The organism is Microbacterium sp. NPDC028030, assembly GCF_040637855.1.
Lineage (GTDB): Bacteria > Actinomycetota > Actinomycetes > Actinomycetales > Microbacteriaceae > Microbacterium.
Genome location: NZ_JBEZXF010000001.1, coordinates 99,680 through 119,780, shown reverse-complemented (window position 1 = coordinate 119,780; position 20,101 = coordinate 99,680). Strand labels below are relative to the sequence as shown.

Genomic DNA, 20,101 nt, shown 5'->3' with positions numbered 1-20,101 from the left:
GCCGCCCGGCGCGGGTGCGGGGAGAGAGGGGGGCTACTCGGCGACGCGGGCGGCGATGTCGGTGCGGTGGTGCGAACCCTCAAGGCGGATGCGGGAGATCGCCTCGTAGGCGCGGTCGCGCGCGGTGCGGAAGTCCGCGGCCACGGCCACCACGTTCAGCACCCGGCCGCCCGTCGCGATGAGGTTGCCGCCGGGGGCGTCGGGGCTCGCGGTCGCGGCATGCACGAGGCGGACGCCCTCGACGGCGGCGGCATCCGCGAGGCCCTCGATCGGTCGACCGGTCTGCGGCGCCTCGGGGTAGCCCTCGCTGGCGAGCACGACCGTGATCGCCACATCGTCACTGAACACGGGCTCCGGCTGGTCTTCGAGGGTGCCGGATGCCGCGGCGAACAGCAGCTCCGACAGCGGGGTCACCAGGCGGGGCAGCACGATCTGCGTCTCGGGGTCGCCGAAGCGGGCGTTGAACTCGATCACGCGCACACCCGCGGGGGTGAGGATGAGTCCGGCGTAGAGGAGCCCGATGAACGGCGTGCCCTCGGCGTCGAGCTGTCGCACCACGGGGAGCGCCACGTCACGGGTGACCTCTTCGACGAAGGCCTGCTCGCTGCCGAACTGCTCGGCCAGCCAGGGCAGCGGAGAGTATGCACCCATGCCACCGGTGTTGGGTCCGGCGTCGCCGTCGAGCGCGCGCTTGAAGTCCTGCGCGGGGCTGAGGGCGCGCACGGTGTCGCCGTCGCTCAGGAAGAACAGCGAGACCTCGGGGCCCGTGAGGAACTCCTCGATCAGCACCGGGCCCGCGGGGAGATACTGCTCGGCATGCGCGAGAGCCTCGGCGCGGTCGGAGGTCACGATGACGCCCTTGCCGGCGGCCAGACCATCGGCTTTGACGACATAGGGGGCGCCGAGGTCGTCGAACGCGGCCTCGACCTCTGCGGTGCTGGCGGCGCGGACAGCGCGACCTGTCGGCACTCCCGCCGCGTCCATGACCCGCTTCGCGAACGACTTCGAGCCTTCGAGCTGCGCAGCCGCCTTGCCGGGGCCGAACACCGGGATGCCGCGCACCCGCAGCGCATCGGCGACTCCGGCGACGAGTGGGGCTTCTGGGCCCACGACGACGAGATCGATGGCGTGCTCGTGGGAGAACGCGGTGACCGCTGCGCCGTCGAGAGGATCGACCGCGACGGGGGTCGCATCCTGCGCGATTCCCGCGTTGCCGGGAGCGACGAAGATCTCGTGCTCCGTGTGCTCTGCCCGCAGGGCGAGGATGATCGCGTGCTCACGGGCACCGGAACCGAGGACGAGGATCTTCACCTGTCCAGACTACCGAGGGTCGCGGTCCGGGTTTCGGCCCGAGACGGAGGCGGCCGGTCAGAGCTCGATCGGGCGCTCCACCGACGCGTCCCACGGCACCGTCCAGTCGGCCGCGTCGAAGAGGGCGTCGAGGACCATCGCGGTGAAGCCCCAGACGATCGTGCCGTCGACGTCGAATGCCGGTCCGCGGAAGGTGCGGCCCATGCGCGACAGGGTCGAGGTGAATCGGGTCGCCGGATCGAGAAGCTGGGCGACCGGGACCCGGAAGACCTCCACCGTCTCGGCGTGGTCGACCGCGACGACCCGTGACGGCGACTGCCACCAGGCGAGCACCGGGGTGACCAGGTGATTGCTCGCGGCGAGAGGGATGGCGGGGAGCGTCGCGAGGATCTCGACGCCGCGGGGGTCGAGCCCCGTCTCTTCCTCGGCCTCGCGCAGCGCCGTGGCGACGACATCCGCGTCGTCCGTCTCCACGCGTCCGCCCGGGAACGAGACCTGGCCGGGGTGCGATGACAGGGTTGGCGCGCGACGCTGCAGCAGGACGTCGAGGTCGCGGGCGACCGCAGCGTCGGGCGTGGGCGCAGGGATGCGGTCGAGCACACCGAACAGGATGAGGACGGCGGCGTCGTTGGCGCTGTGCGGATCGGCGAGCTGGGGGACACGGACGCCCCACGAGTGATCGGCCACCGCGGCGAGCAGCTCGGCGCGGGCGCCCTGGGGGTGCATGCTCATGCGTCCGAGCTTATGACTTGGTGCGGACTCCCGGTCGTAGGCTGGAGGAATGGCCAGGAAGATCGACGTCGCCGATGGGCGTGCCGCGCTCGATGCCGTGCGGGCGGCCGGTGCCGCCGACGTGAAGCCGCCGCGCATCGACCTCGCCACCGCCGTGCGGTACCTGCTTCAGCTGCTCGACGAGAAGGCGCCGGGCAACAGTGTCGAGGTGCGGGTGCCCCCGTTCGGTGCGGTGCAGGTCATCCAGGGCCCCCGACACACCCGCGGCACTCCCCCGAACGTGGTCGAGATGGACGCGGCGACCTGGATCGCGGTCGCCACCGGCACGGAGCGCTGGGCGGATGCCGCCGAGGCCGGCCGCATCCACGCCTCGGGCACCCGTGCCGATCTCGCGGATGTGCTTCCGGTGCGTCCCTGACGCCTCGCCCCGTCCTCGGAAAGCCACTTTCACGATTCTGATCGCAGATGGATGAAGCGTTCACCTGATGTTGGAGCTGTCGTCATCCGCACCGCCTAACGTGGCGCCGCCGCACCCGCGGCATCCCCTCACAGATGCGGAGCACGCCATGAAGCTCGTCCAGATCACCGACACCCACATCAGCCACCTGGGCGGCAGCCCGTCGTCGAACGCCCAGCGCTTCGTGGCCTTCATCAACGCGATGGAGCCCGACATCGTCGTGCACACCGGTGACGTGACGATCCTCGACCCGGACGAGGACCGTGACCGCGTCGTCGCGAAGGAGATCCTGGCCGGGATCAGTGCGCCGCTGCGGGTTCTGCCGGGCAACCACGACGTGGGGGAGCCCGGCGACGACCCCTTCGGCGACCGTCCGGTGACGAGCGACCGCATCGCCGCGTTCCGTGCGCACTTCGGCATCGACCGGTTCGTCGAGGTCGTCGACGGCTGGGCGGTGGTCGGGTTCAACAGCGAGCTCTTCGACTCCGGGCTGCCGGAGGAGGAGGAGCAGTGGGCGTGGCTCGAGTCGCTTCCCGAGCAGGTCGGCCCGCGCCCTGTCGTGGTCTTCACGCACAAGCCCGTGTGGGCATACGCGCCCGAGTACCAGAACACGCACCTCACGGTCGGCCCCGACTCGCTCCCGCGCCTCGAGGCGGTGCTCGCCCAGCTCGACGTGCGCGCTTTCGGCAGCGGACACCTGCACCACTACGCCCTCACCGAGCGCGACGGCGCCGCGGTCGTGTCGGCGCCTTCGACCGCCTTCGTGCATCGCGGAGCGGTCTCGGCCGACATCGTGGGCCCCGGCCTCGCACAGCTCGGCGTGGTCGAGTACGACCTGGGGGAGCGCGTGCTGCCCTCGTTCCGTGCTCCGCTCGACATCGTCGAGCCCGAGTTCCTCGAGGTGGAACCGGCGCGCATCGCGCTCGACGCGATGGGCGTGACACTCTGACCCTTCCGCCGTCCGCCGCCCGCATCGCGTCGCCGTTCACCTCGGCGTCGCGATGCGGGCACCGACACGTGATAGACCGAAACCCATGAACGTTCGCATCGCCGAGCCGCCGATCGGCGGGACCATCGATCACATCCTCTCCGTGCTGCCTTCGCTCATCCCGAGCGCGCAGCGAGTGGCGCGCATCTGCGCCGAGCGCCCGGAGGACGTCGTGGAGATGTCGGGGGCCGACCTCGCCGCTGCGGCGGAGACCTCGCCGCCGACCGTGAGCCGCACCTGCCAGGCGCTCGGGTTCCAGGGCTTCCAGCACCTGCGGATGCTCCTGGTGCGCGACCTCGGGGCGGCGGCGAGGGCGTCGCGCTCCCGCGAGACGGGGACGTCGGGCTGGCTGCAGGGGATCGCCGACGGCGCGGGGGAGATCCTGCGCACGTCCCTGGCATCCGTCGATGCGGCGGCTTTCGAGTCCGCGGCCGACGCGATCGTCGCGGCTCCCCGGGTGCTGCTGGTCGGCACGGGGGCTTCCGGCCCTGCGGCGCAGGGCATCGCGTTGAAGCTCACGATCAACGGCAGGCCCTGCGAGGCGCCGGCCGACGGTGTCTCCCAGCAGTTGACCGCCAGGGTCCTCCGGCCCGGCGACGTCTGCGTCGTCGTCAGTTCCAGTGGCGCGAACGTGGTCACCCTGGCCGCCGCCGCCGCCGCGCGGGAGGCGGGGGCCACGGTGGTCGGTGTGACGAGCTTCTCCCGCTCCGAGCTGGCCAAGTACGCCGACATCCTCCTGGTCGCCGGAGCGCGGTTCCAGAGCTGGGATCAGGGTGCCGTGGGTGCGGGTCTCGTGCAATACCTCCTGCTCTCGGTGCTCCAGCTCGCGGTGGCGGACCGGATGGACGGCGACGACGACACGGAGCGCGTCCACTGGGCGATCCGCGACGAGCTCGGCGCGCTGGTCGCCGAGTCGACCGACGGGGCCGAGGTCGAGGAGACCGAGACCGACGGGGACGTGTCATAACGTTCCCCGTCGCACCGCACGGCGTTGACCTCTCGTTCGCCGACAATTCACTTTCACTGCCCAGACTCGCTATGTAAGCGAATTCCACGGGAGGGTCCCGCGCGTTAGGTCGCTTGCAGGAGGCGACCCATGGGCACCATCCAGCTCCGCGGGATCGGCCGCAGCTTCAAGAGCACCGCAGCGGTCCGCGACATCACGCTCACCGTCGACGACGGCGATTTCCTCGTCCTCCTCGGCCCGTCCGGATGCGGCAAGACCACGCTCCTGCGCATGATCGCCGGGCTCCTCGAGCCGACCGGGGGGCGGATCCTGCTCGACGGCGACGACATCACCGAGCTCGCGTCGAAGAAGCGCGACCTCGCGATGGTCTTCCAGAGCTACGCGCTCTACCCGCATCTCAGCGTCCGCAAGAACCTGGCGTTCCCGCTGAGGGTGCAGAAGCTCGCCAAGGACGAGGTCGAGCGCCGGGTGCGCGAGGTCGCTGTGTCGCTCGAGATCGATCAGTACCTCGACCGCAAGCCGAAGGAACTCTCCGGCGGGCAGCGGCAGCGCGTCGCGGTGGGGCGCGCGCTCGTGCGCAACCCGAAGGCCTTCCTCATGGACGAGCCGCTGTCGAACCTCGACGCGAAGCTGCGCACCCAGACCCGGCAGGAGCTCACGGCCCTGCACCGTCGTCTGGGTGCGACCTTCGTCTACGTCACCCACGACCAGGTCGAGGCGATGACGATGGCGACGAAGATCGCGGTGCTGAATGCCGGACGCGTCGAGCAGTACGGCACGCCGGAGCAGGTCTACGACCGTCCGGAGTCGGTCTTCGTCGCCGGCTTCCTCGGCAGCCCGGCGATGAACCTGCTCGACGCACGCGTGACGGCGGACGCCGGGCGCATCACGGTGAGCGCCGAGGGTGTGGCGGGCGACCTGTGGGCGGGCGACAGCACCGCGCTCGACGTCGTCCTCGGATTCCGTCCGGAGCACCTGCAGATCGTCGACGCGGCGAGCGCGGCGGCACCGGGAGTGAGCGTCGCCGTCACGGTCGACATCGTCGAGAACCTCGGCGGCGAGCAGATCCTCACCTGCCTCACCGGCGCCGGCCGCGTCCACATGCGCACCTCGCGCGACGTGCGGGTCGCAGGTGGCGACGAGCTGACACTGCACGTCGCCTCCGAGCACGTCCACCTGTTCGACCGCTCCACCGGTCGCCGCCTGGAGTGGGTCCCCGACGCGGTCGACAGCGCCGACCGCACTCCCTCCGCCGAACGCATCCTCGTCCCCTGACCCTCCACGCACCCCAGAGAGAGAAATGATGAACATTCGCATCCGCCGCGCCGCCTTCGCAGGCTTCGCCGCCCTCACGGTCGCCGCCCTCGCCGGCTGCGCCACGTCGGCCGCCTCCACGGAGAACGCCGCAGGGAGCATGGCGACCCTGTCCGCCGACGACGAGGTGACCATCACCTTCGAGTCGTACAACCTTTCCAACGCCGGCATCTGGTCGGACACGATCACGAACCTGATCGACGAGTTCATGGCCGAACACCCGAACATCACGGTCAAGGCGCAGCCCTCGAGCTCGGCGTCCACGGCAGGCAGCGTGCAGCAGCAGGTCCTCGCCGGGGGAGCACCCGACGTGGCCCAGCTCACGTTCAACGAGCTGGACTTCGCAGCCACCACACTCGGCGCGCAGAACCTCAGCACCGTCGTCGGCGAAGAAGGACTCGACGAGGAATTCGGCGGAGACTACCCGTACCACGAGCGGGCGCGCGCGCTGGCGGACTGGGACGGCGCGACCTATGGGATCCCGTACGTGTTCTCGACCCCGGTGCTCTGGATCAACGAGGACCTCTTCGCGCAGGCCGGACTCGACCCCGAGACGGCGGATCTGTCGACGTGGGATGCGGTCCAGGCCGCGGGTGAGAAGATCACCGCGGCGACCGGTCAGCCGTCCGTCAGCGTCACCTGCACCGTGACGGGCGGCAGCTGGTGCATGCAGGGCCTGTTCCTGTCGGACGGGGCCCAGGTGCTCAGCGACGACCGCTCGACGATCGAGTTCGGCTCCGATGCCGCAGTCGACACCGTGCAGACCTTCCGCGACATGTTCGACGCCGGGGTCCTCGCCAACCAGGATTCGGTGTCGATGTACGAGGCCTTCGCCCAGGGCAAGACCGCGATCCACGTGAACACCTCGGCCCTCCAGGCCGCGTTCATGGGCGGCGCCGCATCCGGCGGCTGGACGCTCGACGCCCGCACCCTGCCCGCGTTCGGTGACTCCGCCGTCGTGCCGACCAACTCCGGATCGTTCCTGGCGATGTTCTCGACCGACCCGAAGAAGCAGGCGGCGGCTTGGGAGCTCATCCAGTGGATGACCAGCGAGCACGCCTACGAGATCATCTCGACCGAGATCGGCTACCTGCCGCTGCGCAACACCATGACCGAAGAGGGCGGCCCGCTCTACGAGTGGGTCGAGGCGAACCCCCTCGTCAAGCCCAACCTCGAGCAGCTCGACGCCCTCGAGCCCTGGGTCTCCTACCCGGGAGACAGCTACGCACAGGTCGACACCGTGCTCGCCACCGCGATCGAGGAGTCGATCTTCTACGGCGCCGATGTCGACACGTCGATGCAGGACGCCGCGAAGCGCGCACAGGGACTGATCGAATGAGCATCGCCGAAGGAACCCCCGTCCGTCGCCACTCGACACCCGGCGTCTACAACCTGCGCGACACCGGCGGGTACCGCGCCGCCGGAGGAACCTCCCGCTGGGGCAAGCTCTTCCGTTCCGACGCACTGCACCTGCTGGACGCGTCAGGCCGGTCGCTGATCGCCGAGCTGGGCATCGCGCACGTGATAGACCTCCGGGGCGCCGACGAGCTGCGCACCGCGCCCAGCGCTCTCGACGGGGTCGCGGTGCAGGTCCACCACCTGCCGGTGTTCGATGACGCGGCGCCCGCCTCCCAGGCCGACATGCGTCTCGGGCTCGCGCCGATCTACGACCACATGGTCGACCGGCGCGGCGCCCAGCTGGCGGATGCCGTGCGGGTGATCGCCGCGGCCGACGACGACGAGGCCGTGCTCGTGCACTGCACCGCCGGGAAGGACCGGACCGGGCTCGTGATCGCCTTCGCGCTCAGTGCGGCCGGTGTCGATCGCGACGAGGTCGTGGCCGACTACGCACAGACCGCCGACAACCTACGCGGCGAATGGGCGGAGCGGATGCTCGCGGGATTCCGCGCGAGCGGCGGCGAGCTCACCCCGGAGATCGTCGAACTCGTCACGGCGAGCCCGGCCGAGGTGCTCGACGTGCTGCTCGCCCGCATCGAGAAGGAACACGGCTCCGTACGCAGCTACCTCGGCGCGAACGGCCTGTCCGACCCGGATCTCGACCGCCTCGCCGCGGTCCTGGTCCAGTGACACGAAACCCCTGGAAAGGACCAACCATGAACGATTTCGACGGGCAGTTCCCCGCCCCCGAGCACTTCATCCTGCACGTGTCCGACACGCACTTCGTCGGCGACGGCGACCTGCTGCACGACCGCATCGACTCCGACAAGAACCTGGCGGAGCTGTTCGACGGCTTCGCCAAGTCGAACACCCGCCCCGAGGCGATCGTGTTCACGGGCGACCTCGCCGACACGGGGCGCCCTGACGCCTATCGCCGGCTGCGTGAGCTGGTCGAGCCCGCCGCCGAGCGCCTGGATGCGCAGGTGATCTGGGTGATGGGCAACCACGACGAGCGCGTCGCGTTCCGCCAGAGCCTCCTCGACGAGACCGCTGACGAGAGCGAGCCGGTCGACCGGGTGTTCGACATCAACGGCCTGCGCATCATCGCGCTGGACTCGACCGTCCCGGGGCACCATCACGGGGAGATCACCGAGGAGCAGCTGGCGTGGCTGTCCGACGTCCTCGCCGTGCCGGCGCCTGATGGGACGCTGATCGCCCTGCACCACCCGCCGGTGCCGAGCCCGCTCGGACTCATCGCCCTCGTCGAGCTCAAGAACCAGGAGCGTCTCGCCGAGGTGATCCGCGGAACGGACGTACGCGGCGTGCTCGGCGGTCACCTGCACTACTCGACGCACAGCACCTTCGCCGGCGTCCCGGTGTCGGTGGCATCGGCCACCTGCTACACGCAGGACCTCAACGTGGTGTATCCGGCGGCGCGCGGACAGGACGGCGCGCAGTCGTACAACCTCGTGCACGTCTACGGCGACCGGGTGCTGCATTCCACCGTCCCGATCGGGCAGTACCCGACCGTGTACGAGATGACGACGGAGATGCTCGAGGGGTTCATGAAGATGAGCGCCGAAGAGCGTCTCGCAGCGGCATCCGCGTCGATGCAGAGCTGATCGTGTTCGTCGCCGTCAGCGTCCCCGAGACCCCGACAGAGGAGGTGGATGCGGCCCCGCGCACGCGGCGCCGCATCCGCCCAGGGGCCCTCGTACCGTACCTGTACATCCTGCCGGGGGTGTTCTTCCTGGTGATGTGGACCTACAGCCCTCTGGTGCAGACGTTCTCGCTGTCCTTCTACGACTGGAACCTGCTGCCGACGAGCCCGAAGACCTTCGTCGGGATCGACAACTACACCGAGGTCGTCCAGCTCCCGGAGCTGCAGACCGCGATCGTCAACACGGTCGTCTACATCGCCGCATTCCTGGTCTTCTCACTGGTGCTGCCGATCGTCATCGCCCTGGTGTCGCGGCAGGTGCAGGGCAGGGCGCGCACGATCTACCAGGCGCTGATCTTCGTGCCGTTCCTCATCACGCCGGTCGCGACCAGCGCGGTGTGGCGCTGGCTGTTCGCCGAGCAGGGGGCCCTCCCCACGGTCCTCGCGCACCTCGGCATCGACATGCCGAACGTGTTCCGTGATCCGTCGATCGCCATCTGGGCGGTCATCGTGATCGTGGGCTGGCAGATGCTCGGCTTCGGCGTGCTCGTGGTGGCGGCGGGCTTCGCGGGGATCAGCCCCGACTATGCCCAGGCCGCGTCGCTCGATGGCGCCGGGTTCGCGCGGATCACCCGCAAGATCACGATGCCGCTGCTGAGCCCGACGATCGTCTTCCTGGCGCTCATGACGATCCTGCTGGCCGCGCAGTGGACCTACCCCATCATCGATCTGCTCACGCAGGGCGGGCCGTCGAACTCGACGACCAACATCTACTACCTGCTGTACCAGTTCGGGTTCCAGAACTTCGACGCCGGCATCTCGTCGGCAGCCGGAGTGATCTTCTTCCTCGGCTTCGGCCTGATCGCGCTGCTCTTCCTCGAGCTGCAGGATCGCCTGAGCTTCTACGACAACTGAGAGGTCTGACATGGCATTCGTCACCGTCGCACCACCGGCATCCCTCGCGGGCGGCGCCAACCGTGTGCAGTCCACGACCGAGGATCTCGCCGTCGGGTCCCGTCGCCGCGGCGGCGTGATCGTCGGTCACGTCATCCTGGTGCTCCTCGCGCTCTTCAGCATCTTCCCGGTGTACTGGATGTTCGCGACCGCGCTGCGTGCCCCCGAGAACGCGCTCGACCAGACGCTCCTGCCGTGGCCGTTGAGCTTCGAGAACTTCGCCTACGTGTGGGACACGATCCCGATCGGCGGCATGCTGCTGAACACGTTCGGGATGTCGCTCGTGCTCGCGGTCGCGCAGCTGCTCATCGCGGTGCTCGCGGCCTACGGTTTCGCCGTGTGGGACTTCGCCGGCAAGAAGGTGCTGATGTTCCTCTTCATCGGCTCGTGGCTCGTGCCCTTCCAGGTGACGATGATCCCGAACTACGTGCTGGTCTCGCAGCTCGGACTCCTCGGCACGATCGGCGGCGTCGTGGTGCCGCAGCTGGCCGGCGCCTTCGCCGTGCTCCTCATGGTGCAGCACATGCGGGCCTTCCCCCGGGAACTGCTCGAGGCGTCGCAGCTGGACGGTCGGTCGAGCTGGGCGACGCTGTGGGCGGTCGTCATCCCCAACATGAAGCCGGCTCTCGCGGCGCTCGGCATCATGGCGTTCATCTCGGCCTGGAACGAGTACCTGTGGCCATCGCTCATCATGCGGCAGGGCGACGCCCTGATCCAGGTCGGCGTGCGCAGCTTCCTGACGGCGGAGGGCGACAACTGGGGCGCGACGATGGCCGCGGCCGGACTCGCCTGCATCCCGGTGCTGCTGATCTACATCTTCCTGCAGCGGTATGTGGTCGACGCGTTCGTGCGCTCGGGTCTGAAGTAGGAAGTCGCCCGTCGGTCGCCCGTCGTCAGCGGCGGGCGACCACCAGCGGTACTCCGGTCGCCGGGTGGGGGAACACGTCGACCGCCTGACCGTAGACCTGCTCGATCCGCGCGGCCGTGAGCACCTCTGCCGCCGTGCCCGTCGCCGCCACGCGCCCGTCGGCGAGCAGGGTGACCCGGTCGGCGTGGGCGAGCGCGGCGTTGAGGTCGTGCAGCACGATGGCCACCGCGACCCCGGCCTCCGCTTGCCCACGGATCAGCCGCATGACGTCTTCGTGGTGCTTGAGGTCGAGTGCCGCTGTCGGTTCGTCGAGCAGCAGGATGTCGGTGCTCTGGGCGATCACGCGGGCCAGGGCGACACGCGCCCGCTCGCCGCCGGAGAGGGAGGGGACCGCGCGAGCCTCGAGCGGCGTGACCTCGGTCTGCGCCATCGCCGATGCCACCAGCACGTCGTCGTCCTCCGCGGCCGGAGTGCGGGCCCAGGGCGTCCGGCCCATGCGCACGACCTGCTCGGCCGTGAACGGGAACGTGACGGTGTTCTCCTGCAGGAGCACAGCGCGCTGTTGCGCGAGAAGGCGCGGCTTCACGCGGTCGATCGGCCGCTCGTCGAGGACGACCGTTCCGGCGTGTGCGGTGACGTCGCCGGCGAGCACCCCGAACAGCGTGGACTTGCCTGCGCCGTTCGGGCCGACCAGCGCGTGGACCTCGCCCGCGTGGATCTCGATCGACGCGTCGTCGAGGATCGTCCGCCCCTCGCCGACCCGCACCGTGAGCCCCGTCCCCCGGAGCCGGACGGTCACGCCCATCCTCCCGAGCGGCGGCGGGTGCGCACGAGCAGCCAGAGGAAGAACGGACCCCCCACGAGCGAGGTGATCATGCCGATCGGCAGGTCGGCGAGCGGAACGGCGGTGCGTGCGACGAGGTCTGCCACGGCGATGAGCAGTGCGCCGCCCAGGGCGGAGGCGATCACGAGCGGAAGGTGGGCGGGGCCGATCATCATGCGCATCAGGTGCGGGACCACGAGGCCGGCGAAGCCGATGATCCCGGCGAACGCCACCGCCGCGCACACCAGCAGCGCGACCGTCACGATGACGACCATCCGCAACAGCTCGACGTTGAGCCCGAGATGACGGGCGGTGCGCTCGCCGAGGGCGAAGAGGTCGAGGCCGGGGGCGACGATGAGGGCGACCACGACACCGATCATGACGAGCGGCGCGACCAGCTGGATGTTCGACCACAGGGCGCCGTTGAGCGATCCGAGCTGCCAGAACACGATCTGCTCACGGGTCGACGTGGTGCCGAGGAAGGTGAAGAACGCCATTCCCGCGCCGGCGATCGCGTTGATCGCGATGCCTGTGAGGAGCAGGGTCACGACCTCGGTGCGGCCGCCCGAGCGGCTGATGAAATACACCGAGAACACCGCGATCAACCCGCCGAGGAAGGCGAAGGCGGGGGTCGTCCACATCCCGAAGGTCGCGAGTCCGAACGTGATGCTCGCCGCGGCGCCGAGGGCCGCGCCGGACGACACGCCCACGACGCCCGCATCGGCGAGCGGGTTGCCGAAGATCGCCTGCATGAGCACGCCCGAGACGGCGAGAGCGGCGCCGACGAGGAGCCCGAGCACGATCCGCGGCATCCGCAGGTTGAAGATCACGCCGTAGTCGGTGGAGGCGTCCGGTGCCCAGGCGGTGTCTACCCCGATGCCGCGCAGGAGGACACCGACGAGCGCCGTGGGGGAGAGGTCGTACTGTCCGCTGGTGATCGAGACGACGCCGGTGATCACGAGCGCGAGGACCAGCCCTCCCGTCACGAGAGCGAACCGGGCGCCGCGGTGCTTCGTGGGCGTCGGAGTGATGACCTCCCCGGTCACGTCGTGGGCTCGGGGGCGTAGAGGGCGCGGGCCAGGGCGCCGATCACGTCGGCGGTGCGCGGTCCGAAGCTGAGGATCTCGCTGTCTGCCATGTCGATCACGCGGCGGTTCGCCCCGGCCGGCGTCTCGGCGACGGCGGGGACCCGCTCGATGAGACCGTCGATGCCCCCGACGGATTCGAGCCCATCGGTCATCATCACGAGCACGTCCGGCTGCGCGGCGACCAGTGCTTCCGCGGTCATCGGCTTCATGCCGTCCCAGCCGATCTCGGCGGCGACGTCGACCCCGCCGACCGCATCGATCAGGGAGTCCGCCCCGGAGTCCTCTCCGAAGATGTAGTACACGTTGGCGCTGCCGCGCACGTAGAGGAAGAGCATCCGTGCACGGTCGGCCTCGTCGGCGGGCACGACCTCCGCGATCTCGGCCAGCGTCTCCTCGACCGCGGTGTCCAGGCGGTCGATGAGCGCTTCTCCGCGGGTCGGCACGCCGAGGGCGGCCGCGATCTCGGTCACCAGCTCGTCCGTGGTGTCGAGGCGTCGGTCGCTGGAGATCACGACGACCGCGATGCCCGCGTCCCGCAGCTGTTGGCGCACCTCCTTGGGTCCGATCGTGGTGTCGGTGAGCACCACGGTCGGCGTCAGCTCGAGGATCGCCTCGGGATTGAGGGTGTGCCCGGTCTTGGTGACGACCGGCAGGTCTTCGGTACCGGCGAAGGTCGTGGAGGAGTCGCGACCGACGACACGGTCGCCGAGCCCGAGGGCGAACACGGTCGACGCGATCGTGCCCGAGATGTCGATGGGGAGGATGCGGTCGACGGCGGTGATCTCGACCTCGTGGCCCTCGCTGTCGCTCACCGACACGGGCAGTGCCGGAGGGGTGTCATCGTCGACCGGCGCGATCGCATGGCTCGAGAGGCACGCGGTGGAGGGACCCTCGTGTCCCCGGACGTCGTCGACCAGATCGAGCGACGCGAGGGGCGTGGTCGCCTGCGGGCAGGTGTCCGCCGCGACGGCGGGAGGCGCGGCGTTCGCTCCCGGCTCGGCGCACGCGGTGAGTCCGACGGCGACAGCGGCAGCGAGGAAGACGGCAAGTACGCGGCGCATTAGGCAAGGCTATCCTAAAACTTGACGCGTGGTGGTCCGCGCCTCTACGCTCAGGGTTGGCGGCCTGCTTAGCCAAGCCTAACCAAACCCTACCCTCGCCCGACTGCATTGCGGCACCGCCGGCGCGCGTGCTCTTCTGCGTGCCCGGAGCCGTGGAGAATCGTGAACGCCACAGCCACAGCATCCTCAGGGAGCACCCGCATACGCGTGCTGCTCGCCGCCTTCGTCTCGTTCCTGCTGGTCGCCGCCGGTGCGGTGATCGTCCCGCCCGCTCACGCCGCCGGGGCTTCGGTCACAGCCACGATCGCGTCAGCCGGCTCTTCCGGCATCAGTGTGCAGGTGCAGGCCGCCGGTCTTCCCGAGGTCGAGGGCGCATACGCGGCGCTGATCGTGAAGGGGACCGAGAGCGGTCTCAGCGGCAGCGGGGGATACGCCGCATTCGTGATGCCGACGGTCGCCGGCGGAGCGAGCACGTTCACCCTCGACGCTCCGGCCGGGTCCCTGGATCGCACGAAGTCGTACGAGGTGCTCGTGTGGCAGAAGCATTCCAACCCGAACGAGACCACGATCTACGGCCGTGGGGACGTCGCCGTCTCGGCTGCGCAGTGGGACGCCGTGTTCGGTCCTGTGCCCACGGAGCCCGGGACGGACCCTGGCACGGATCCCGGCACCGATCCCGGTACGGACCCGGGTACCGATCCCGGTACGGACCCGGGTACCGATCCCGGTACCGACCCCGGTACGGACCCCGGTACCGACCCGGGTACGGACCCCGGCACGGACCCCGGCGAGACGCCGTTCTCCCCGGCGATCGAGGTCTTCCTGGCCGACGGCACGACGCCCGCGACGGGCACGGCCCTCGAGGCCGGCGACGAGATCGTCGTGAAGGGCTCGGGCTATGACCCCGCGGCCAACGTCGGAGGCCGTGGCGTCCCGATCCCGAAGGATCTGCCCCAGGGCACGTATGTGGTGTTCGGCAACTTCGCCTCGGCGTGGCAGCCGTCCGCCGGCGCAGCGTCGTCGACCCGTTCGGTCGGAGCACAGGTCTGGGCGCTCTCCGAAGGAGTCCTGAACCAGGTTCCGGCGCAGTATCAGGGCGCCATCCGCGCGCAGTGGGTCGATATCGCCGCTGACGGCACCTTCCGCGCGACCCTGACCCTGAAGGACACGGCGGCGACCCCCGGCTCCTACGGCGTCTACACGTACGGGGCGGGAGGAGTGTCCAACGCCGCCCAGGAGAAGAGCGTCGCGCTCGACTACACGGCCGCACCGAAGATCACCGTCGCCTCGGCGCTGTCGGCCGCCCCGGCCGGCATCACTGCGACCGTGACGGGTGCGGACTTCGGCTCGGCGACCGGCGCCTACGCCGCGCTCATCGAGGCCGGAACCGAGGCTGAGGTCACCGCGGGCGGCGGATTCCTCGCGATGCAGTACGTGCGCGGGATCGAGGGTGGCGCGTTCACGGTCGACCTCACCGCCGCGGCCGACAAGCTCGACCGCACGAAGTCGTACGAGGTGATCGTGTGGAAGCAGCACACGATGCCGAACGCCGACACGATCTATGCCCGCAGCGCGGTCGTGATCAGCGACGCGGACTGGGATGCGCTCACGCCCCCGTCGTTCTCGCCGGCGATCGCGGTGTTCCTCGCCGATGGCGTGACTCCTGCGGGGACGACGGCGCTCAGGGCGGGCGACAAGGTCGTCGTGAAGGGGTCGGGGTATGACCCGGAGGCGAACGTCGGAGGTCGCGGGGTTCCGATCCCGAAGGATCTTCCGCAGGGCACCTATGTGGTGTTCGGCAACTTCGCGTCGGTGTGGCAGCCCTCGGCGGGAGCGACCTCGTCGTCCCGTTCGGTCGGCGCGCAGGCGTGGGCGCTCGCGGAGGGCGTGCTGGATCAGGTGCCGGCGCAGTATCAGGGCGCGATCCGTGCGCAGTGGGTCGACATCGCCGAAGACGGCACGTTCGAGGCGACTCTGACGCTGAAGGACACCGCGGCCACGCCGGGCTCCTACGGTGTGTACACGTACGGCGCCGGTGGCGTGACCAACGCCGACCAGGAGCAGAGCGTCGCCCTGAACTACGGCGTCGGCGCCGCGCTCACCACGACCGTGAAGACGGCCACGGCGAAGGACGGCCTGACCGTGACCGCGGCGGCGACCGACCTCGGCGCGATCACGGGCGCGTACGTCGCGCTGATCGAGGAGGGCACCGAGGCGGATGTCACCGCGGGGGGCGGCTTCCTCGACATGAAGTACGCCACCGGCATCACGTTCGGCACGCTCGCGGTCGACCTCACGACCGCGGCGAAGAACCTCGACCGCACGAAGTCGTACGAGGTGATCGTGTGGAAGCAGCACACCATGCCCACCGCCGACACGATCTACGCGCGCTCGACCGTGACGATCACGCCGGCGCAGTGGGATGCTCTGCTCGACGTGAAGGAGCCCGAGAAGCCCACGACGCCCACAAAGCCGACGACTCCGCCGGCGAGCGTTCCGGGCGGTTCCCTCCGCTGGGCGATCTCTTCGACGTTCGTCGACTACGTCACGAGCGGTATCGCTCAGGGCGCGGTCACGGTCTCGGACGGCGCGACGCGCTCGGGTGGGCAGTTCCAGTTCGGCCAGACCGTGGGCGGCGACTTCGATCCGAACAGCGGACTCGGCAGCGTCAACTACCGCGGATCGGTGCGCTTCACCGGGCACCACGGAGTGCTCGACGTCACCGTGTCGAACCCGCAGATCCGCATCACCTCGTCCAGCGCGGCGACGCTGTACGTGACGAGCGGCGGCGCGCAGGTGGCCTTCGCGACGCTCGACTTGTCGCGGGCGGCGCGCATCGCGGCAGGCGGCGCAGTGACCTACACGGCGGCCCCCGCCTCGCTCACGGCAGCAGGGCGGGATCGGATCCTCTCCGGGTACTCGACCGAGCTCAACCCGGTCACGTTCACGATCGGCTCCGTCGCGGCGGCGCCCTCCGGGACGACGGGCACCGTGGCTGCGGCCGCCGTGAAGGCGAAGACCACCCTGCCCGCCACGCCACCGTCGTCGGACGGGATCGTCGTCGACGAGGAGAACCTCGCGGCTCTCGAGTCGGGGAAGCCGGCGACCATCACGGCGTCCGGATTCCAGCCGAACGAAGAGGGCATCAAGGTGGTCGTGTACTCGACGCCCGTTCTCCTCGACACGGTGAGCGCGGATGCCGCAGGCATCGCCACCTGGTCGGGCACCCTGCCTGCCAGCCTCGAGGACGGCGCGCACACGCTCACGATGCAGGGCTCGGTCGATCGTGGTCTGGCGTTCACGCTCGCTCGTGCACAGACCGTGATCGGGGCGTGCACGGTCGAGGGCGCGACCCTCAAGTGGGGGTACAAGGAGTCGTTCCGCACGTACATCGAGGGCATCGCGAAGGGCGGCTGGACGCTGACCGACGTCGAGTACCAGTACCCCGACTATGTGTGGGCGGGCGGCACCGGCTCCTTCGATGACGCGACCATGACCGGCGCGGTCACCTACGGCGGCGGCATCACGTTCACGGGCCACGACGGCGCACTGAACACGACGCTCGCCAACGCACGGCTCGAGCTCGCCGGAGACAAGGGGTACCTCGTCTTCGACGTGACCGGCACCACGCAGGGCGGCGAGAGCGTCGACCAGAAGGGCGTCCGTCTCGCGGAGTTCGCCCTCGGGGACACCGCGGTCGTCGACGGGGTGCTGTCGCTCGACGCGGTCCCTTCGACGTTGACCGAGGCGGGTGCCGCTGCGTTCGGCACCTATGCCGCGGGAGAGTCACTCGACCCGGTCACGGCCATGATCCCGGTGGACACGGAGTGCGGTGTCGCGGCGGAGGAGGAGGTCGAGGTCGACTCCGACGCCACGGCGGCGGTGACCACGGCGACCGAGCCTGCCGCGCCCGAGGGGGCGCCGGTGTGGCCGTGGATCGTGGGCGGCCTCGTGGTCGTGGCGCTGGCGGCGACCGGAGGGGTCCTGATCGCCCGTCGCAACCGCAAGGCCGAGACCGCCGAGACGACGACCGAGGTCTGAGCCCGGCGGCACGGTGGCCCTCCCGGGGCGGATGCGGGGAGGGCCGTCGTGCGCACTCCGGCGCACCCTCCTTCGTGCGGTGCACCTGTCGGACGCATGGACGGATGTCGGGAGGACCCGCCGCATGCCTCCCGGCATCCGGGCTTCCACCCGACAGGTGTACGGCATCCCCGGACGGTGGGACAATGGAGGCATGGCCCCCACCGATTCCCACCAGACCGTCGAAGCGACCGTGCGCCGTGTGCCGCGGTACGGCGTGCTCATGGGCATCGGAGTGGTCCTCGGCATCATCGCCGCGGGCATCCTCACCTGGACCGGCAGCTTCGACGAGTCGCAGGCCCTCGACGTCGTCTACCCTCCCGGTCAGGTCTTCGGGTTCCTGCTGCTGTGGACCGTGCCGATCGGCATCGCCCTCGGTGGTGTGGCCGGCCTCGTGATGGAGCGCATCGCCCGCCGCCACGACCGCGTGGTGCAGGTCGACCGCGAGACCGTCACCGACTGACCCCGCCCCGCCTCGCCGAGTGCACGGCTTCGTGTCGAGTGCACGGCTTCGTCGCGCGAACTTCCCGTGCACCCGTGAACTTCCCGTGCACTCGGCGCTTCCCGGCGCGCGGGCGGCGCGCGGAGCTACGCCAGCTCGGCGATCACCGGGCGGATCGCGGCGTCGAAGGCCACCACGTCGCGCCGCAAACCGTCGGTCACGGCGACCGTGAGGGAGCCGATCCACCAGATCCCGCGCTGCGTGAACGGCAGCACCTGCACGTTCAACTCGAACGAATGGGCACGGCGTCCGACCTCGCGCTCGAACTCGGCGATCGCACTCGCATACGCACGATAGGCATCGCCGCCGGTGTGACTCTTCATCGAGCTCACGTACCGGTCATGGGCGGCGCGCGCGTAGAGAAGAGCCGATCCTGCTTGAGGGGCGATCGCGGCGGTGAGCTCTTCCGCCCCGGTGGCGGGAAGCGCGACCAGGGTGTCGAACCCCTCGACGAGCTCGAGCGGCACCTCTGACGGGTGTGCTCGGGGCTCGACCGTCATGTCCCAGTACTCGCGCCACTGGGCCTCGACCGCGGGGGAGGCGTCTTCGGCATCCGGTGCACGCACGGCGAGGTCGCGGAGGGCGGGAAGGTCTTCGGGGGCGCGGATCCCCAGCCGCTGCCGCAGCGCGAGCGCGAGGAGCACGGGTACGCTCGCGTCTTCGCGGATGAGCCACTGCGGCTTGTCGGCCATGGCCCCATCGTAGGCGGGGATGAGCCCCGGATCGGAGGTCCGTCTTCGCGGAGAGTCGAGTCGTCCACGGGCGGTAGGCTGGAGGGGTGGCTGCCTCCCCCACCAACCCCTATTCCGAAGCCGGCGTCGACACCGCTGCCGGTGATCTCGCCGTCGAGTTGATGAAGTCGTCCGTGCGCGCGACGCACGGCCCCGAAGTGCTCGGCGGTGTCGGCGGATTCGCCGGACTGTTCGATGCCAGCGCGTTGCGCGACTTCCGTCGCCCGCTGCTCGCGACCAGCACCGACGGCGTCGGCACGAAGGTCGCGATCGCGCAGGCGATCGACAAGCACGACACGATCGGCCAGGACCTGGTCGGCATGGTCGTCGACGACATCGTCGTGGTGGGGGCGAAGCCGCTCTTCATGACCGACTACATCGCCTGCGGCAAGGTCTTCCCGCAGCGCATCGCCGACATCGTCCGCGGCATCGCCGAGGCGTGTGCCGCCACCGGCACGGCGCTCGTCGGGGGCGAGACGGCCGAACACCCCGGGCTTCTCGGTCCGCGCGACTATGACGTGGCCGGGGCGGCGACCGGTGTGGTCGAGGCGGATGCCATCCTCGGCGCGGAGCGCGTGCGCGACGGCGACGCCGTGATCGCCGTGGCATCCAGCGGCCTGCACTCCAACGGCTACTCCCTCGTGCGTCACATCATCACCGGTGCCGGCATCTCCTACGGCGACAACGCCGCGGACTTCGGCACCACCTGGGGTGAGGCCCTGCTCGAGCCGACTCGGCTGTACACGCTCCCGCTGCTCCGTCTGATCGAGCAGCTCGGTGGCGGTGTCCACGCACTCAGCCATGTCACCGGAGGAGGTATCGCGGCGAACCTCGCGCGTGTGCTTCCCCAAGGCAGCTGGGCGGAGGTCGACCGCAGCAGCTGGTCGCCGAGTCCCGTGTTCCGCGTGCTGAGCGATATCGCCGGCTCCACGTTGGAATCGGCCGAGGGCACCTGGAACCTCGGAATCGGCTTCCTCGCGGTGGTCGCCGCCGAGAAGAAGGATGCCGCGATCGCGGCGCTGAACGCGGAGGGCATGCCCTCGTGGCAGGTCGGGACCGTCGGCTTCGGCCAGCGCCCGACCGGTGAATTCGAACAGGGCGCCAAGGGCGTCGACGGTGGAGCGGTGCGCCTGGTCGGCGCCTACGCGGACGGAGCGAAGTAAGAGC

At 70.1% G+C, this 20,101-nt stretch carries 18 protein-coding genes; 12 read left to right on the top strand and 6 right to left on the bottom strand.

Annotated elements, in window-relative coordinates:
• Window positions 1-33 precede the first annotated feature (33 nt).
• Complete coding sequence (purD, locus tag AB0E56_RS00495; protein ID WP_359796155.1) at window positions 34-1,311, bottom strand: phosphoribosylamine--glycine ligase; 1,278 nt, start codon at window positions 1,309-1,311, stop codon at window positions 34-36.
• Window positions 1,312-1,368: 57 nt separating this feature from the next.
• Window positions 1,369-2,043 carry a CoA pyrophosphatase gene (locus AB0E56_RS00490; protein ID WP_359796154.1) on the bottom strand — a complete coding sequence of 225 codons (675 nt, stop codon included), beginning with the start codon at window positions 2,041-2,043 and terminating at the stop codon, window positions 1,369-1,371.
• A gap of 49 nt (window positions 2,044-2,092) precedes the next feature.
• Between AB0E56_RS00490 and AB0E56_RS00485 the strand changes: the two genes are divergently transcribed.
• The 9 genes from AB0E56_RS00485 to AB0E56_RS00445 all read left to right on the top strand — a co-directional run bounded on the left by AB0E56_RS00485 (window position 2,093) and on the right by AB0E56_RS00445 (window position 10,649).
• Window positions 2,093-2,461, top strand: a complete 369-nt coding sequence (locus tag AB0E56_RS00485) for a sterol carrier family protein (RefSeq protein ID WP_359796153.1) — start codon at window positions 2,093-2,095, stop codon at window positions 2,459-2,461.
• 148 nt (window positions 2,462-2,609) lie between these two features.
• The gene (locus AB0E56_RS00480) at window positions 2,610-3,449 is read left to right on the top strand and encodes a metallophosphoesterase (RefSeq protein WP_359796152.1); all 840 of its coding nucleotides are present in this window, start codon (window positions 2,610-2,612) and stop codon (window positions 3,447-3,449) included.
• 85 nt (window positions 3,450-3,534) lie between these two features.
• Complete coding sequence (locus tag AB0E56_RS00475) at window positions 3,535-4,455, top strand: MurR/RpiR family transcriptional regulator (protein ID WP_359796151.1); 921 nt, start codon at window positions 3,535-3,537, stop codon at window positions 4,453-4,455.
• A 129-nt stretch (window positions 4,456-4,584) separates the two neighbouring features.
• Window positions 4,585-5,730, top strand: a complete 1,146-nt coding sequence (locus AB0E56_RS00470) for an ABC transporter ATP-binding protein (protein ID WP_359796150.1) — start codon at window positions 4,585-4,587, stop codon at window positions 5,728-5,730.
• Window positions 5,731-5,758: 28 nt separating this feature from the next.
• Complete coding sequence (locus tag AB0E56_RS00465; RefSeq protein ID WP_359796149.1) at window positions 5,759-7,108, top strand: extracellular solute-binding protein; 1,350 nt, start codon at window positions 5,759-5,761, stop codon at window positions 7,106-7,108.
• Complete coding sequence (locus AB0E56_RS00460; RefSeq protein WP_359796148.1) at window positions 7,105-7,857, top strand: tyrosine-protein phosphatase; 753 nt, start codon at window positions 7,105-7,107, stop codon at window positions 7,855-7,857. Before AB0E56_RS00465 ends, AB0E56_RS00460 begins: the two co-directional genes overlap by 4 nt.
• 26 nt (window positions 7,858-7,883) lie before the next feature.
• A complete protein-coding gene (locus AB0E56_RS00455; protein ID WP_359796147.1) occupies window positions 7,884-8,789 on the top strand; it encodes a phosphodiesterase in 906 nt (301 codons plus the stop codon).
• Window positions 8,790-8,791: 2 nt separating this feature from the next.
• Window positions 8,792-9,742 (top strand): sugar ABC transporter permease, encoded by a 951-nt coding sequence (locus tag AB0E56_RS00450; protein WP_359796146.1) that lies wholly within the window; start codon window positions 8,792-8,794, stop codon window positions 9,740-9,742.
• Between the two features lie 10 nt (window positions 9,743-9,752).
• The gene (locus AB0E56_RS00445) at window positions 9,753-10,649 is read left to right on the top strand and encodes a carbohydrate ABC transporter permease (RefSeq protein ID WP_183151750.1); all 897 of its coding nucleotides are present in this window, start codon (window positions 9,753-9,755) and stop codon (window positions 10,647-10,649) included.
• A gap of 25 nt (window positions 10,650-10,674) precedes the next feature.
• On the opposite strand, the gene AB0E56_RS00440 is transcribed toward AB0E56_RS00445, so the two are convergent.
• The 3 genes from AB0E56_RS00440 to AB0E56_RS00430 are packed head-to-tail and all read right to left on the bottom strand — an operon-like array spanning window position 10,675 to window position 13,621.
• The gene (locus tag AB0E56_RS00440; protein WP_359796145.1) at window positions 10,675-11,454 is read right to left on the bottom strand and encodes a heme ABC transporter ATP-binding protein; all 780 of its coding nucleotides are present in this window, start codon (window positions 11,452-11,454) and stop codon (window positions 10,675-10,677) included.
• Complete coding sequence (locus tag AB0E56_RS00435; RefSeq protein ID WP_359796144.1) at window positions 11,445-12,518, bottom strand: iron ABC transporter permease; 1,074 nt, start codon at window positions 12,516-12,518, stop codon at window positions 11,445-11,447. Before AB0E56_RS00435 ends, AB0E56_RS00440 begins: the two co-directional genes overlap by 10 nt.
• Window positions 12,515-13,621, bottom strand: coding sequence for an ABC transporter substrate-binding protein (locus AB0E56_RS00430; RefSeq protein ID WP_359796143.1), 1,107 nt, complete (start codon window positions 13,619-13,621; stop codon window positions 12,515-12,517). Before AB0E56_RS00430 ends, AB0E56_RS00435 begins: the two co-directional genes overlap by 4 nt.
• 162 nt (window positions 13,622-13,783) lie before the next feature.
• Between AB0E56_RS00430 and AB0E56_RS00425 the strand changes: the two genes are divergently transcribed.
• Complete coding sequence (locus tag AB0E56_RS00425; protein WP_359796142.1) at window positions 13,784-17,662, top strand: HtaA domain-containing protein; 3,879 nt, start codon at window positions 13,784-13,786, stop codon at window positions 17,660-17,662.
• Window positions 17,663-17,855: 193 nt separating this feature from the next.
• Window positions 17,856-18,164, top strand: coding sequence for a potassium transporter Trk (locus AB0E56_RS00420; protein ID WP_183151776.1), 309 nt, complete (start codon window positions 17,856-17,858; stop codon window positions 18,162-18,164).
• A 125-nt stretch (window positions 18,165-18,289) separates the two neighbouring features.
• Here AB0E56_RS00420 and AB0E56_RS00415 read toward each other — a convergent pair whose 3' ends face one another.
• The gene (locus AB0E56_RS00415; protein ID WP_359796141.1) at window positions 18,290-18,895 is read right to left on the bottom strand and encodes a zinc-binding alcohol dehydrogenase; all 606 of its coding nucleotides are present in this window, start codon (window positions 18,893-18,895) and stop codon (window positions 18,290-18,292) included.
• A gap of 86 nt (window positions 18,896-18,981) precedes the next feature.
• Between AB0E56_RS00415 and purM the strand changes: the two genes are divergently transcribed.
• Window positions 18,982-20,097, top strand: coding sequence for a phosphoribosylformylglycinamidine cyclo-ligase (purM, locus tag AB0E56_RS00410; RefSeq protein WP_359796140.1), 1,116 nt, complete (start codon window positions 18,982-18,984; stop codon window positions 20,095-20,097).
• Window positions 20,098-20,101 lie beyond the last annotated feature (4 nt).

Coding starts and splice junctions, on each gene's coding strand:
- AB0E56_RS00415 (WP_359796141.1), bottom strand. CDS start 18,895: ATGGCCGACAAGCCGCAGTGGCTCATCCGCGAAGACGCGAGCGTACCC.
- AB0E56_RS00455 (WP_359796147.1), top strand. CDS start 7,884: ATGAACGATTTCGACGGGCAGTTCCCCGCCCCCGAGCACTTCATCCTG.
- AB0E56_RS00480 (WP_359796152.1), top strand. CDS start 2,610: ATGAAGCTCGTCCAGATCACCGACACCCACATCAGCCACCTGGGCGGC.
- AB0E56_RS00420 (WP_183151776.1), top strand. CDS start 17,856: ATGGCCCCCACCGATTCCCACCAGACCGTCGAAGCGACCGTGCGCCGT.
- AB0E56_RS00440 (WP_359796145.1), bottom strand. CDS start 11,454: ATGGGCGTGACCGTCCGGCTCCGGGGGACGGGGCTCACGGTGCGGGTC.
- AB0E56_RS00485 (WP_359796153.1), top strand. CDS start 2,093: ATGGCCAGGAAGATCGACGTCGCCGATGGGCGTGCCGCGCTCGATGCC.
- AB0E56_RS00460 (WP_359796148.1), top strand. CDS start 7,105: ATGAGCATCGCCGAAGGAACCCCCGTCCGTCGCCACTCGACACCCGGC.
- AB0E56_RS00470 (WP_359796150.1), top strand. CDS start 4,585: ATGGGCACCATCCAGCTCCGCGGGATCGGCCGCAGCTTCAAGAGCACC.
- AB0E56_RS00445 (WP_183151750.1), top strand. CDS start 9,753: ATGGCATTCGTCACCGTCGCACCACCGGCATCCCTCGCGGGCGGCGCC.
- AB0E56_RS00465 (WP_359796149.1), top strand. CDS start 5,759: ATGAACATTCGCATCCGCCGCGCCGCCTTCGCAGGCTTCGCCGCCCTC.
- AB0E56_RS00430 (WP_359796143.1), bottom strand. CDS start 13,621: ATGCGCCGCGTACTTGCCGTCTTCCTCGCTGCCGCTGTCGCCGTCGGA.
- AB0E56_RS00475 (WP_359796151.1), top strand. CDS start 3,535: ATGAACGTTCGCATCGCCGAGCCGCCGATCGGCGGGACCATCGATCAC.
- AB0E56_RS00490 (WP_359796154.1), bottom strand. CDS start 2,043: ATGAGCATGCACCCCCAGGGCGCCCGCGCCGAGCTGCTCGCCGCGGTG.